Origin of the sequence: Amycolatopsis acidiphila (assembly GCF_021391495.1) — a bacterium.
In the GTDB taxonomy this organism is placed as follows: domain Bacteria; phylum Actinomycetota; class Actinomycetes; order Mycobacteriales; family Pseudonocardiaceae; genus Amycolatopsis_E; species Amycolatopsis_E acidiphila.
The window spans coordinates 3,164,410-3,177,735 of sequence record NZ_CP090063.1 but is presented as its reverse complement, the minus strand read 5'-3'; the positions used below and the strand labels follow the sequence as shown (position 1 = coordinate 3,177,735).

Genomic DNA, 13,326 nt, shown 5'->3' with positions numbered 1-13,326 from the left:
ACTCCTGCGCACCCCGGGCCGCGAACACCACGGGGATGCGCGGTGCCATGAGAGCCGAGGAAGAGGCGTGGTTCGATGACGCGGCCGGCCCGCTCGTCCGGCCCTACACGGTCACCGGTGGGCGGACCCGGACGGACACCATCGGGCTCGACCTGCTCACGCTCGTGGTCGCGCTGACCTCGATCATGGAGGCGGCCGGCCTGCCGCAGGAGTACGCCAGGGTCGTGCGCCTGTGTCAGCAGCCGCTGTCGGTGGCCGAGGTCGCCGCGTACCTCGAGCTGCCGCTGCCGGTCGTGAAGGTGCTGCTCGCGGACCTGATCGAGCAGAACCACATCATCTTCCGCAGCGCGACCCCGCTGAGCGCGGCCCCCGACGAACGCATCCTCCAGGCGGTGCTCGATGGCATCCGCAGACTCTGATAGGGCGGCAACAACAGTGGACTCCCCCGTTCGAGGACAGCTCTCGAACCCCGGCGCCCGTCCCGGCGGCGTGCCCCAGTACCGGCGCAACCTCAACGCGATGACGTTGAAGCTGCTCATCGCGGGCGGGTTCGGGGTCGGCAAGACGACCATGGTCGGGTCGGTCAGCGAGGTGCCGCCACTACGCACCGAGGAAGCGCTGACGGCCGCGTCCGCCGGCGTCGACGACCTGACCGGCGTGGAGCGCAAGACGACCACGACCGTCGCGCTCGACTTCGGCCGCATCACGATCAACCCCGAGCTGATCCTGTACCTGTTCGGCACGCCGGGGCAGGACCGGTTCTGGTTCATGTGGGACGAGCTCGCCGTCGGCGCGCTGGGCGCGGTCGTGCTGGCCGACACCCGGCGGCTGGAGAGCTGCTTTCCCGCCGTCGACTTCTTCGAGCGGCGCGGGCTGCCGTTCGTGGTCGGCGTCAACTGCTTCGACGACTCCTACCGCTACGGCACCGAAGAGGTCCGGGACGCCCTGGAACTGGACCAGAGCGCCCCGGTGCTGCTGTGCGACGCGCGCGACAAGGGATCGACGAAGCAGGTGCTGGTCACCCTCATCGAGCACGTGATGGCGACCCAGAAGGGCCTCGCCGTCCCACGCCTGTCGTAGGCGTCCTCCGGCCGAGCCCCTAGGACTCCTCTTCGCCGATCCCGTAGCGGCTCAGGGCGCGGTCCGCGGTGATGTTGCGGTCGGCCACGTCGGCCCGCACGTCTTCGACGGCGCGCTCCACCGGGTCGCCGTAGCCGCCACCACCGCCGGTCGCGCAGCGGATCACGTCGCCCTTGCGGATCGCCGTGCCGTTGACCTTGAGCAGGCGCCGCTCGTCGGGCCGCCCGGGGTTGATCACCACCTCCGGCCCGACGGCGTCCTCGCCGCCGAACAGGCCCCACGCGGGCTGGCGCGAGCGTTCGAACCACAGCGACAGCGAGCAGTCGGTCTGCGCCTCGTACTCGCGGACCACGCCGTTGCCGCCGCGCCACCGCCCGGCGCCGCCCGAGTCGGGGCGGATGCGGTATTCGGTGATGCGGAAGGGATACCGCGTCTCCAGCACCTCGATCGGGAGGTCCTTGAGCGAGCCGTTCACGTTGTTGATCAGTGCGCTCTCGCCGTCGGAGCCCGACCACGCGCCCCAGCCGCCGACGGTGGCCTCGAGGCTGACGAACTCGCGGCCGAACCGCGGGTCGGTGCCCGAGGTGAGCACGATCATCGAGTCGCCGTGGCTCGCGCCGGCGACCCGGCCGGGCATCGCCGGGGCCAGCGCCCGCGCGACCATGTCGATGAGCAGACCCAGGTGGGAGAAGTACCACTGGCACGCCGCGGGCGCGGTCGCGCCGAGCACCGAGCCCTCGCGCACCTGCGTGGTCATCGTGCGGAACGAGCCGCCGTTGCCCGGCAGGTCCGGGCTCACCAGCAGCTTGTAGCCCACCCGCAGCGCCGAGACCGCTTGCGGCACACCACAGTTGACCGGGCCGGCCGTCTGGTCGGCGGACTCGGTGACGTCGAAGTCGATGGTGTCCCCGGCGACGGTGACCTTGAGCCGGATCGGGATCGGGGTGTCGAGGTCGACCCCGTCGTTGTCGAGCACGCCCTCCGCCGCGTACACCCCGTCCGGGATGGCGGCGATGGTCTCGCGCTCGAGCAGCTCGGTCTGCCGGAAGATCTCGTCGCGCGCCAGCTCCAGGGTCTCGAGCCCGAAGCGTTCGACGATCTCCCGCAGCCGCTTCTCCCCCATCGTGATGCAGGCGATCATCGCGTGCATGTCGCCGCTGGTGGGATAGGGGAAGCGGACGTTACGCGCGATCGTGTCCATCAGCGCGCGCTCGTCGGTGCCGCCGGAGACGAGCTTCTGCGGGCCCAGCCGCAGCCCCTCCTGGAAGATCGACACCGAGTCCATCGACCCGCCGGGGTCCTTGGAGCCGACGTCGATCCAGTGCGCGCGGGACGCGGTGAAGCCGACGAGGGTGTCGCCGGCGAAGACCGGGCCGAAGATCGTCACGTCGTTGAGGTGGGTGCCGCCGAGGTAGCTGTCGTTGAGGATCCACACGTCGCCCGGCTGCCACACCTCGCGGCCGAACTGCTCCTCGGTGGCCCTGGTGCAGGTCTCCAGGTTGCCGAGGAAGATCGGCAGGCCGGCGGACTGGCCGAGCACCTGGTGCCCGGCGTCGAGCAGCGCGACCACGCAGTCGCCACATTCGTAGATGATGGGCGTGTAGGCCGAGCGGATGAGGGTCGCGTTCATGTCGTCAGCCGCGGAGTTCAGTGCGTTGCGGATGATCTCCACGGTCACCGGGTCGACGCCGGTACTGATGGTCATGCCTGCTCCTTGCTACGGATGATCAGCGAGCCGATCTCGTCCACCGACACCGAGTACTCGGGCGGGACGACGGTGGTGGCGGTGTCCTCCACGATCACCGCGGGCCCTTCGAAGGCGTGCCCGGCGAGCAGGTCGTCGCGGCGCACGACGATCGAATCGCGGGGCGCGCCACCGAAGACGACCTGCTGGACCTGGTGCGGGAACTCCGGCGACTCGGCGTGCGGCCACTTCTGCGGCTCGGGGCGGCCGAGGTCGCCGAAGGCGGCGCTGCGCACCGTCACGAACTCGATGGGCGCGCCCAGGTTCGCGTGCCCGTAGCGGCTCTGGTGCATCTCGGCGAACCGCTCGGCGATCGTCTTCAGGAAGTCCGGTGTGGACGGTTCGGCCGCGTCGGCGAGCGGCACGGTGAGGGTGTACTCCTGTGCGGCGTACCGGATGTCGACCGAGTGCGCGATCGACCGGTGCTCCTGGGCCACCCCCTCGTCGCCCAAAGTGGACAGTCCGTGCTCCTCGAGCCGGGTCAGCACGGCGGTGAGGTCGGCGCCGTCGAGGTCCTCGTCGAGGAAGAAGTACGGCTCGGTGAAGTCCTTGCGGATCCGGGTCTGCAGCATGCCCCAGGCCGAGAACGCGCCGGGGAAGCGCGGCACGACGGTCTCCGCGATGCCCAGCTCCCTGGCGAGGAACACCGCGTGCATCGGGCCCGCACCGCCGAACGCGACCAGGCTCGAGTCCCGCGGCTCGATGCCGCGCGACACCGTGATGGTCCGGATCGCCTGCGCCATCTTGGAGTTCGCCACGTCGCAGATGCCCTCGGCCATCGCGACGTCGTCCAGGTCGAAGGTCTCGCCCAGCTCGCGCACCGCCTTCCGCGCGCTCCCGGTGTCGAGCGTCAGCTGCCCACCCGCGAAGCCCTCCGGGTCGATCCGGCCGAGCACGAGGTTGGCGTCGGTGACGGTCGGCTCGGTGCCGCCTCGTCCGTAGCAGGCCGGCCCCGGCCGTGCCCCGGCCGACCGCGGGCCGACGCGCAGCCCGCCAGCCTCGACCCAGGCCACCGAGCCGCCACCCGCGCCGACGGTGTGGATGTTGACCACGCTCATCAGCATCGGCAGCCCTTCCAGCTGCGCCTCGGCCGACACGTCGGGTTCGCCGCCGACGATGAGCGAGACGTCGAACGAGGTGCCGCCCATGTCGATGCCGATGAGGTTCGGCCGGTCGCTGATCCGGGACAGCTCGGCGCACGCGATCGCCCCGCCGACCGGACCCGACAGCAGGGTCTGCAGCGGCCGGGCACGGGCCGAGTCCGCGGTGAGGATGCCGCCGGAGGACTGCATGACGTGCAGCGGGACCCGCAGGCCGCCGTCGCGCAGGCGCACTTCGAGGTGGCTGAGGTAGCGGCGGACGATGGGGCCGGTGTAGCTCTCCACCACGGCGGAGGAGGTGCGCTCGTACTCGCGCCATTCCTTGGCGGCCTCGTGGGACAGCGAGACGGTGAAGTCCTCGCCCAGCTCGTCCAGCACGATCTCGCGGGCCCGCAACTCGTGGGCGGGGTTGGCGTAGCTGAACAGGAAGGCGATGGCGATCGCGCCGTGGCCGCGCTCCCGTGCCTTCCTGGCCGCGTCCCGCACGGCCTGCTCGTCCAGCGGGGTCAGCTCGGTCCCGTCGGGCGCGATGCGGCCGCCGATGCCCAGCACGTCGCGGCGCGGCACGAGCGGTTCGGGCTTGCGGTAGTGCAGGTCGTACAACCGGGTACGGGGGCCGCGGGCGATGTGGTAGCTGTCCTCGGCCCCGGCGGTGCCGAGCAGCAGCACCGGGACGCCCCGGCGCTCGAGGAAGGCGTTGAGACCCTGGGTGGTGCCGTGCACGAGGAACCCGATGTCCCCCGGCGACCCGACGACCGAGCCGAGGCCGGCCATGACGCCCTCGCTCAGGTCGTCCGGGGTGGTCGAGGCCTTGCTCGCGGCGAACACCCCGGCTTCGTCGTCGTAGGTGACGACATCGGTGAAGGTGCCCCCGATGTCCATCGACACGCGGTACCGCGCCATGACGAACTCCAATCCAGCAGACGTGCCTGGAAAGTTAGAAGTCCGGCGGCCGCGGCCGGTGTGCTCGCCGCACCTGTCACCGGCCGGTCGCTATGCGCCCCGCACGGGCGGCCGGAGTTCTCGCAAGTCAGCTGCGGCGGGGCGGGGCGCCCCGGGGGCCGGCCGGGCCGTCAGCGCGCCCAGATCCCCCGCACGTGGCGGATGTGCCGGTCCATCAGCGCCTCCGCGCCCGCGGCGTCGCCGGCGGCGACGAGGTCCACGAGCTCCGCGTGCTCGTGCGAAGAGGTCACCAGCTCGCCGCGGTCGGCCAGGGAGCGCAGGCCGTAGATCCGCGAGCGCGCCCGCAACGACCGCACCGTCTCCACGAGGTGCGGGTTGCCCGCCTGGGCGAGCAGCTTCAGGTGGAACTCCATGTCCGCGGCCACGTGCGTGATCAGGTCGCCGCCGGCCGCGGCGTCCTCGATCGCCGCCGCGAGCGGGCGCAGCTCCTCGATCACCGCGGGCGCCACCCCGGCCTCGGTGATCCGCCGCACCGTCGGCACCTCGATGAGCGCCCGCAGCTCGCTCAGGTCATCGAGGTCCTTTTCGGACAGTTCGGTGACCCGGAACCCCTTGTTCCGCACCGTGTCGATGAGCCCTTCCTTGGCCAGGTCGAGCATCGCCTCGCGGACCGGGGTCGCGGACACGCCGAACTGGGTGGCCAGGCTCGGCGCGGAGTACACCACCCCGGGCCGCAGCTCGCCGGAGATGACCGCCGCCCGCAACGTCTGGATGATCTCGTCGCGCAGGTTGCCCCGCGCTCCGAAGGAGGGCAGCGCGGGCCGGTGCTCCTGCTGTGTCATGCGGGGATCCGCACCCAACCGGTCCTCCTCGCAGCGCTCCCGGGGTCGCGCTCGCTCCGTGCGGTCCTCGAGGTCATGAACCCTCCTCGTACGCCCTCGCGGCGATCACCAGATCCTCCCATGCCATCCCGACGCTCTTGAAAAGCCGGGGCGCGTCCGGCGTGGCCTTCGCCTCGCCGCGCACCACAGCGGCCAGGCCGAGCAGCTCGCCCGGCTCGCACGCCCCCGCCGACACCGCCTGAACGACGTCGCCCGCCTCCCGCAGCGCCGTCTCCCGCGACTCGACCACGACCGTCGAGCGGCGCACGGTCTCGGCGTCGACCTCGCGGGCGTCCGGCTCGTGCGAGCCCACCGCCACGACCGTCGCGTGTGGAGCGAGCAGGGCGCCGTCGAACAGCGGTTCGCGCGCGGTGGTGCAGCACGCGACGAGGTCCGCGCCCGCCACGTCGGACGGCGATCCGACCCGTGCCCCGACCTCCGCCGCCAGCACGCGGGCCCGCTCCTGGTCCCGCCCGACCACGACGACGTCGGACACCGGCCGCACCGCGCGCAACGCCTCGACGTGGCTGCGGGCCTGCGGCCCCGAGCCGAACACCACGAGCCGCGCGGCGGCGGGCTCGGCGAGCGCGTCCACGGCGACCGCGGAGACCGCCGCCGTGCGCACCGAGGTCAGCGCGACACCGTCCAGCACGTCCAGCGGCGTCAGGGTTTCGGCGTCCAGCAGCAGGTACTGCCCCTGGATGCGCGCGAGCCCGCGGCCGGGGTTGGCCGGCGCGACGGTCGCGAGCTTGACCCCGGCGTAGCGGCCCCACTCGGCCGGCATCAGCAGCAGCTGGCCGCGGCGCACGGGCACCACCGACCGCGGCGGGTCCGCGTCCGGGTCGAGCCCGCCACGCAGGGCAGCGGCCAGCGCCTCGACGGCCGCGCGCATCCCGATCACAGCTGGAACCCGGCGGGAAACGGGTCGGCGGGATCGAGGAAGTACTGCGCGGTGCCGGTCAGCCACGCCCGGCCGGTGATCGTGGGCACCACCGCGGGCACCCCGGCGACCTCGGTCTCCTCGACCAGCCGCCCCACGAACTCGGTGCCGATGAACGACTCGTTGCGGAAGTCGGTGTGCAGCGGCAGCTCGCCGCGCGCGTGCAGCTGCGCCATCCGCGCGCTGGTGCCGGTGCCGCACGGCGAGCGGTCGAACCAGCCGGGGTGAATGGCCATCGCGTGCCGCGAGTGCCGCGCGCCGGAACCGGGCGCGGCGAGGTAGACGTGGTGGCAGCCGGTGATCTCCGGGTTCGCCGGGTGCACCGGCAGGTCGTGCTCGTCGATCGCGGCCATGATCGCGAGCCCGGCGTCGAGCAGCCGCTGCTTCGCGGCGCGGTCGAACGGCAGGCCCAGCTCCGCCAGCTCGACGATCGCGTAGAAGTTGCCACCGAACGCCAGGTCGTAGCGGACCCGGCCGAGCCCGGGGACCTCGACCTTGCGGTCCAGGCCCACCGAGAACGACGGCACGTTGCGGATGGTGACCGCGCGCGCCGCCCCGTCCTCGACGGCGACCTCGGCCACCACGAGCCCCGCCGGGGTGTCCAGCCGGACCGTGGTGACGGGCTCGGTGACCTCGACCATGCCGGTCTCGACCAGCACGGTCGCCACGCCGATCGTGCCGTGCCCGCACATCGGCAGGCAGCCGGAGACCTCGATGAACAGCACGCCCCAGTCGGCGTCGGGCCGGGTGGGCGGCTGCAGGATCGCACCGCTCATCGCCGAGTGCCCGCGCGGTTCGTTCATCAGCAGCTGCCGCAGGTGGTCGAGGTGCTCGACGAAGTGCCGCCGCCGGTCGGACATCGTCGCACCCGGGATCACCCCGACGCCGCCGGTGACGACACGCGTGGGCATCCCCTCGGTGTGCGAGTCGACCGCGTGGAACAACCGCTTGGCACGCATGGGTCAGCCGAGTCCTTCCGCCAGCACCTTTTCCGTCGCCTCGCGCACCAGCTTCTCGTGCTCGGGGGTCAGCGGCACGCGCGGGTGCCGGCACGGACCGCCGTAGCGGCCCGCCAGGTCCATGCTCAGCTTGATCGCCTGGACGAACTCGGTGCGGGAGTCCCAGCGCAGCAACGGGTGCAGCTGCCGGTAGAGCGGCGCGGCCTTGTCCAGCTCGCCCGCGGAAGCGGCGCGCCACAGCTCGACGCACGCCTTCGGCAGCGCGTTGGGGTAGCCGGAGACCCAGCCCGGCGCGCCCGCCATCGCCAGCTCCAGCGCCACGTCGTCGGCGCCGCACAGGACGTCGAGGCCCGGCGCCTGCTCGGCGATCAGGTACGGGCGGCGGACGTCGCCGGAGAACTCCTTCACCCCGACGATCAGCCCCTCGGCGTACAGCTGAGCGAGCAGCTCGGGCACGAGGTCGACCTTGGTGTCGAACGGGTTGTTGTAGGCGATGATCGGCAGCCCCGCCTTCGCCACCTCGCGGTAGTGCGCGATCACCGCCCGCTCGTCGGCCCGGTAGGCGTTGGGGGGCAACAACATCACTGCCGGGCATCCCAGCTCGGCCGCATGCTCGGCCCAGCGCCGGGCCTCCGCCGCGCCGTACGCGGCGACGCCGGGCATGACGGTGAAGCCCTCCGGGGCCGCCTCCAGCGCGGTGGCGACGACGCGGGCGCGCTCCTCGGGCGTGAGCGTCTGGTACTCGCCCAGCGAGCCGTTCGGGGTCACCCCGTTGCAGCCTTCGGCCGCGAGCCAGGCGACGTGCTCGCCGTAGCGGTCGAAGTCGACCTCGAGCGCCTCGGTCAGGGGCAACGCCGTCGCCACCAGAACCCCGTGCCAAGCAGTCATGCCGTTTCCTCTCGCGGAAGCCCTTACACAGCCGTAACCATCGTGCCATGTGCCATGTGACATTGTACAGTGGCCCGACCTTGTCCCCCTGGAGGAACCATGACCGAGGCCCCCACGTCCGGCACCCTCACCTCCCGGGTCCTCGCGGCCCGCCTGGACCGGCTTCCCCTTTCCCGCTTCCACTACAAGCTGCTCTTCGCGGGCGGCCTCGGCTACACCTTCGACGCGATGGACGGCGCGATCGTCGCGTTCATCCTGCCGTCGGTCACCAAGGAATGGGGCCTGTCCAGCGGGGCCACCGGCATCCTGGGCAGCAGCCTGCTCATCGGGTTCCTGTTCGGCGCGCTGGCCGCCGGGATCCTGGGCGACCGGATCGGGCGCCGCGCGGTGATGGTGAGCGCGCTCGTGCTCTACAGCGCGGCCAGCATCGTCGCGGCCGTCGCACCGAACTTCGCCGTCCTGTTCGCCGCCCGCGTCGTCGCGGGGATGGGCACCGGCGCCGAGAGCGCGATCATCGCGCCGTACCTGTCGGAGTTCGTGCCGTCGCGGGTCCGCGGCCGCTACATCGGCTCACTGGCGGGCTTCTTCGCGTTCGGCTACGTGTTCGCGAGCCTGCTCGGCTACTTCGTGGTCAGCGACGTTCCGCACGGCTGGCGCTGGGTCCAGGTGCTCACGTCGGTGCCGATCCTGATGCTGCTGTGGTGGCGGCGCACGCTGCCGGAGTCGCCGCGGTTCCTGCACGTCCACGGCCGCGTCCAGGAGGCGGGCGAGGTGGTCGTCGGGATCGAGGCGCGGGTCGCGGCGAGCACCGGGAAACCGCTTCCGCCGGTGCAGCACAGCGACGCGGCCGAGGAGGTGCACGTCTCGTCGGGCCGGGTGCTGGACAACCTCAGGGCGCTCATGGCACCGGGCCTGTGCAAGACCACCATCACGTCCTGGGTCTACTGGTTCGTCGCCATCTTCACCTACTACGGCTTCTTCATCTGGATCCCGTCGCTGCTGGTCAAGCAGGGGTTCGACATCTCGAAGAGCTTCCTGTTCTCGATCGTCATCTACCTCGCGCAGATCCCCGGCTACTACTCCGCGGCCTTCGTCAGCGAACGGCTGGAGCGCAAGTGGACGATCGTGCTGTACCTGAGCGGCGGCGCGCTGGGCGCGCTCGGGCTCGCGTTCTCCGGCAGCAGCACGGAGATCCTGGTGTGGGGCATGGTGCTGTCGTTCTTCATGAACGGCAACGCGGCGCTGGAGTACTCCTACACCTCGGAGATCTACCCGACGATGATCCGCACGACGGGGCTCGGCGTCGCCTCGGCGCTGGGCCGGGTGGGCGGCATCATCGCGCCGATCATCATCGGCTTCTCCTACTCCGGCGTCGGCTTCGGCGGGGTGTTCACCATGCTGCTCATCCTGCTCGTGCTCGGCGCGGCCGTGATCGCGGTGTTCGGGCAGCGCACCACGGGCCGCTCGCTGGAGTCCATCGGGCAGGAGACCGTCAAGCCGTGATCGTGGCCCGCTCCGGCCCGGCCAGCACGGTGACCGGGCCGGAGCGGGCGCAGAGCAGCCGGTGCTCCGCCGCGGTGAGGACCACGATCGGCAGCCGCAGCCCGTAGAGCTCGGCGGCGACCCAGGCGCCCAGCATCAGGATCGCGTCGGGTTCGGTCAGCACGAGTGCGGCCGGGCCGGTGCCCGCCCGGATCTGTTCGGCCAGCACGGAGGACGACGAGCTCGACCCCCGCGCCGACGGCAGCGCGACGACCCGCCCGGTCAGGCTGACGCCGCGTTGCGGGTGGTGCCCGTCCACGATGGTGCCGCCGGAGTCCGTGCCGCCCCAGAACGACAGCGGCGCGTCCAGGACCAGCAGGTCCGCCGTCGCCTCGCCCGCGAACACCGTCCGGCCGCTCAGCTCGACCACAGCGCCCCGTCCCGTACGACGGTCCCGGCACGGGCCGAGGCGACGCATTCGGCGAGCGAGCCGAGCACCGTCTCGACGCCGATGTTGCCGGGCGCGTACCAGGCCCACTTGCCGGAGGTGGTCATCACGGTGCGCAGCACGGGGTCGAGGATCGGCGTGATGTAGGTGCAGGTGTCGACCACGATCCGCGCACCCGCCGCGCGCACCGGCGCGGCGAACCCGAGCCGTCCGGCCTCGGCCAGCACCGCGCGGCTGGTGGTCACGTACACCGGGATGCGGAACGGCTCGCCGTCCGCCAGCGCCGCCAGCCGCTCGAACTCGGTGAGCGAGAAGTGCGGCGTACCAAGGCACAGCGCGTCCAGGCCGGGCCCGCGCGCGGTGCTCAGCTCGTCGCGCATCGGCCGCAGGTCCTCGACGCGCACGGTCTCGATGTCCTCGGCGGCGACCGCGGCGAGGGTGGGCGCCTCCGGGGTCACTCCCACGACGTGGAACAGGCCCACTCCCCCGCCGGACGCGGCCGCCGCGCCGAACGCCTTCAGCTGGTCCTCCGTCACCGCGTCGCCGACCCCGGTGAGCACCGGCACGCCGCTGCCGGCCGCCCGTCCGGCGAGATGACCGAGGACGCCCCACGCCGCGTCTTCGGCCAGGAGTGCGGGCGGCAGGCGTGCGCAGTCGAGCCGGATCGTCGCCCGGCGGTTGGCGTCCTGGTGCAGGCCGCCGTCGGGGACGCGGCCGGTGATGGCCGCGCCGATGTCGAGGAAGTCACCGTAGCGGTCCGTGCGCGCGCCCAGCACCGAGTTCACGAAGACGATCGCGTTCGACTCCGCCCATGCGACGTGCGTGCCGAACGCCGGACGATGCGTCAGCTGGTACGGCGCGCAGGTCCAGGTGGGCGAGCAGCCCAGCGCGGTGTAGGCGCTCATCAGCCGGCGGGCACCGGCGGTCGTCTCGGGGTCGGCGCGCACGACGCCGGGATGCCGCAGGTCGAGCGAGCCCACGTTCGACGTCGTCGGCACCGCGACCCGCCCGCCCAGCCCGACGAGCCGTTCGGCGAAGTCCAGCCCGGCCCTGCCGTGGTACAGGCAACCGTCGACGTGTGCGGACTCGACGTCCAGCAGCCGCCGCGCGCCGCGCACCCTGGCCAGCGCGACGATCATCCGCAGGCACAGCTGCGCCGCGGGACCGGCCTCGCCCGCGAGCATCGACTTGTCCTCTTCGGACAGTTCGAGGACGTCACCCACCGGCGAGCCGCCCCAGCGTGACGGGCTGCGCGACCGGCCGGGCGGCCAGGCCGCGCAGGTCCGTCTCGCTGACCGGCCGTCCACAGGCGTCGGCGACGAAGCAGGACGTGGCGTAACCGCAGACGCGGCCCTGGCACAGTCCCATCCCGGGCCGGGCGAGCAGCTTCACCGCGCGCGCGTCCGTCGCACCGAGATCCACAATGGACTCGCGGACCCGGTCGACGGTCACCTCCTCGCACCGGCACAGCTGGGTCTGCCCGTCGAGCCAGCTCAGCCAGCCCGGGCGCACCGGATGGGCTTCGTGCAACGCCGCCGCGAACGCCCGGTTCGCCCGCCGACGGCGCAGCAGGGTGGCGACCCGCGCGTTGTCCGGCTCCGCCCCTCTCGTCGTCAAGGCCGCGTGCAGCCCGGCCAGCTCACCCTCCACAAGGGCCAGTGGTGCGCCGCCGACCCCGCACACCTCGCCCGCGAGGTAGACCCCGGGCACGGTGGCGCGCTGCTGGTCGTCCACCCGCGCGACGAGGCTGCCGTCGAGGTCGAGCCTGGTGGCACAGCCCAGCTGCAGCGGGATCTCCAGCTGCGGCGTGAACCCGTAGCCGACCGCGATCGCGTCGCAGCCGACCTCGTGACGGCGCACGATGCGCCAGTCCGCGTCGAGCGAGGAGACCGTGGCGGACCGGACGCCGTCGGTGCCGTGCGCGGCGGTGACGGTGGTCCGCGTGCGATACGGAATCCGGTGCCGGGCCAGGGTTCGCAGGTAGCCCGCGCCCTCGGCGAGCTTGCCGGGATTGCCCAGCAGGGCGCCGGGACGGCGGGCGAAGCCGATGGGCGAGCCCGCCTCGAACACGCCCACGACCCGCGCCCCCGCCTCGGCGAGCCCGGCGGCGACCGGCAGCAGGAACGGCCCGGTCCCGGCGACGACGACGCGCCGCCCGGCGGTCACGCCGTGGCCCTTGAGCAGCGCCTGGGCGCCGCCGGCGGTGAACACGCCCGGCAGGGTCCAGCCGGGGAACGGCAACTGCCGGTCGTACGCGCCGGTCGCGACGATCAGCGCCCGGGAGCGGACCTCGCCGCGGTCGGTGTGCACGGTGAACCCGTCGCCGTCGCGCTCGGCGTGCCACACCTGCCGCCCGCCCAGGAACTCCGGCGCCGCCGCCCGCAGGCGTTCGAGCACCGGCCAGTGGTGGTGTCCCCGGCCGCTGTCGCCGTCACGGTGGCGCCAGTACTGGCCACCGACACGCGCGCTCCCGTCGATCAGGACGACGCGCGCCCCGGCGCCGGAGGCGGCGGCCGCCGCGGCCAGCCCGGCGGGACCCGCGCCGATCACCGCGATGTCGTGGTCAGCACGCGAGGTCGTCACGCCCGGCTCCTTCCTGCGGCTCGATCCGGTCGCCAGGACGGGCTTCGGTGAGACACGCCCGCTGGCTGGGCCGCCCGTTGACGGTGACGAGGCAGTCGAAGCACACCCCGATCCCGCAGAACACCCCGCGCGGGGCGCCGCCGTGGCGTGTCGTGCGCCAGGAGCGGTACCCGGCCGCGATCAGCGCCGCCCCGACGCTCTGCCCGGGTTCGGCCTCGATCTCCTTGCCGTCGAAGGAAAACCTCACGCGACCTCCTGTGACTTGCGGGACACCCGCACCCGGTCGGCTCGCATGCGGAGATGCTTCGCTGCCGGCCT

The 13,326-nt window shown here is 72.7% G+C and carries 13 protein-coding genes; 3 read left to right on the top strand and 10 right to left on the bottom strand.

Annotated elements, in window-relative coordinates:
* Positions 1 to 47: 47 nt before the first annotated feature.
* Positions 48 to 419 (top strand): DUF742 domain-containing protein, encoded by a 372-nt coding sequence (locus LWP59_RS15445; RefSeq protein WP_144645830.1) that lies wholly within the window; start codon positions 48 to 50, stop codon positions 417 to 419.
* A gap of 100 nt (positions 420 to 519) precedes the next feature.
* Complete coding sequence (locus LWP59_RS15440) at positions 520 to 1,080, top strand: GTP-binding protein (protein WP_186383634.1); 561 nt, start codon at positions 520 to 522, stop codon at positions 1,078 to 1,080.
* Positions 1,081 to 1,099: 19 nt separating this feature from the next.
* Here the strand turns inward: LWP59_RS15440 and LWP59_RS15435 are convergent, their stop codons facing one another.
* From LWP59_RS15435 to LWP59_RS15410, 6 genes are all read right to left on the bottom strand, one after another.
* Positions 1,100 to 2,785 (bottom strand): hydantoinase B/oxoprolinase family protein, encoded by a 1,686-nt coding sequence (locus tag LWP59_RS15435; protein ID WP_144645828.1) that lies wholly within the window; start codon positions 2,783 to 2,785, stop codon positions 1,100 to 1,102.
* Positions 2,782 to 4,827: a hydantoinase/oxoprolinase family protein gene (locus LWP59_RS15430; RefSeq protein WP_186383633.1), complete on the bottom strand. Its 2,046-nt coding sequence runs from the start codon at positions 4,825 to 4,827 to the stop codon at positions 2,782 to 2,784. Before LWP59_RS15430 ends, LWP59_RS15435 begins: the two co-directional genes overlap by 4 nt.
* A gap of 170 nt (positions 4,828 to 4,997) precedes the next feature.
* Complete coding sequence (locus LWP59_RS15425; protein WP_144645826.1) at positions 4,998 to 5,669, bottom strand: GntR family transcriptional regulator; 672 nt, start codon at positions 5,667 to 5,669, stop codon at positions 4,998 to 5,000.
* 73 nt (positions 5,670 to 5,742) lie between these two features.
* The gene (locus tag LWP59_RS15420; protein WP_144645832.1) at positions 5,743 to 6,600 is read right to left on the bottom strand and encodes an ornithine cyclodeaminase family protein; all 858 of its coding nucleotides are present in this window, start codon (positions 6,598 to 6,600) and stop codon (positions 5,743 to 5,745) included.
* A 5-nt stretch (positions 6,601 to 6,605) separates the two neighbouring features.
* Positions 6,606 to 7,607: a proline racemase family protein gene (locus tag LWP59_RS15415; protein WP_144645825.1), complete on the bottom strand. Its 1,002-nt coding sequence runs from the start codon at positions 7,605 to 7,607 to the stop codon at positions 6,606 to 6,608.
* 3 nt (positions 7,608 to 7,610) lie between these two features.
* The gene (locus tag LWP59_RS15410) at positions 7,611 to 8,495 is read right to left on the bottom strand and encodes a dihydrodipicolinate synthase family protein (protein ID WP_144645823.1); all 885 of its coding nucleotides are present in this window, start codon (positions 8,493 to 8,495) and stop codon (positions 7,611 to 7,613) included.
* A 99-nt stretch (positions 8,496 to 8,594) separates the two neighbouring features.
* Between LWP59_RS15410 and LWP59_RS15405 the strand changes: the two genes are divergently transcribed.
* Positions 8,595 to 9,998, top strand: coding sequence for an MFS transporter (locus LWP59_RS15405; protein WP_144645821.1), 1,404 nt, complete (start codon positions 8,595 to 8,597; stop codon positions 9,996 to 9,998).
* Here the strand turns inward: LWP59_RS15405 and LWP59_RS15400 are convergent.
* From LWP59_RS15400 to LWP59_RS15385, 4 genes are read right to left on the bottom strand one after another with little or no spacing between them, the layout of a single operon-like run.
* Positions 9,988 to 10,407 carry an aconitase X swivel domain-containing protein gene (locus tag LWP59_RS15400; RefSeq protein ID WP_144645819.1) on the bottom strand — a complete coding sequence of 140 codons (420 nt, stop codon included), beginning with the start codon at positions 10,405 to 10,407 and terminating at the stop codon, positions 9,988 to 9,990. The genes LWP59_RS15405 and LWP59_RS15400 overlap by 11 nt on opposite strands.
* Positions 10,395 to 11,648, bottom strand: a complete 1,254-nt coding sequence (locus tag LWP59_RS15395; RefSeq protein WP_229857444.1) for an aconitase X — start codon at positions 11,646 to 11,648, stop codon at positions 10,395 to 10,397. Before LWP59_RS15395 ends, LWP59_RS15400 begins: the two co-directional genes overlap by 13 nt.
* Positions 11,641 to 13,008: an NAD(P)/FAD-dependent oxidoreductase gene (locus LWP59_RS15390; RefSeq protein ID WP_144641699.1), complete on the bottom strand. Its 1,368-nt coding sequence runs from the start codon at positions 13,006 to 13,008 to the stop codon at positions 11,641 to 11,643. Before LWP59_RS15390 ends, LWP59_RS15395 begins: the two co-directional genes overlap by 8 nt.
* A complete protein-coding gene (locus tag LWP59_RS15385) occupies positions 12,989 to 13,255 on the bottom strand; it encodes a (2Fe-2S)-binding protein (protein ID WP_229857443.1) in 267 nt (88 codons plus the stop codon). The genes LWP59_RS15390 and LWP59_RS15385 overlap by 20 nt, the downstream gene beginning before the upstream one ends.
* Positions 13,256 to 13,326 lie beyond the last annotated feature (71 nt).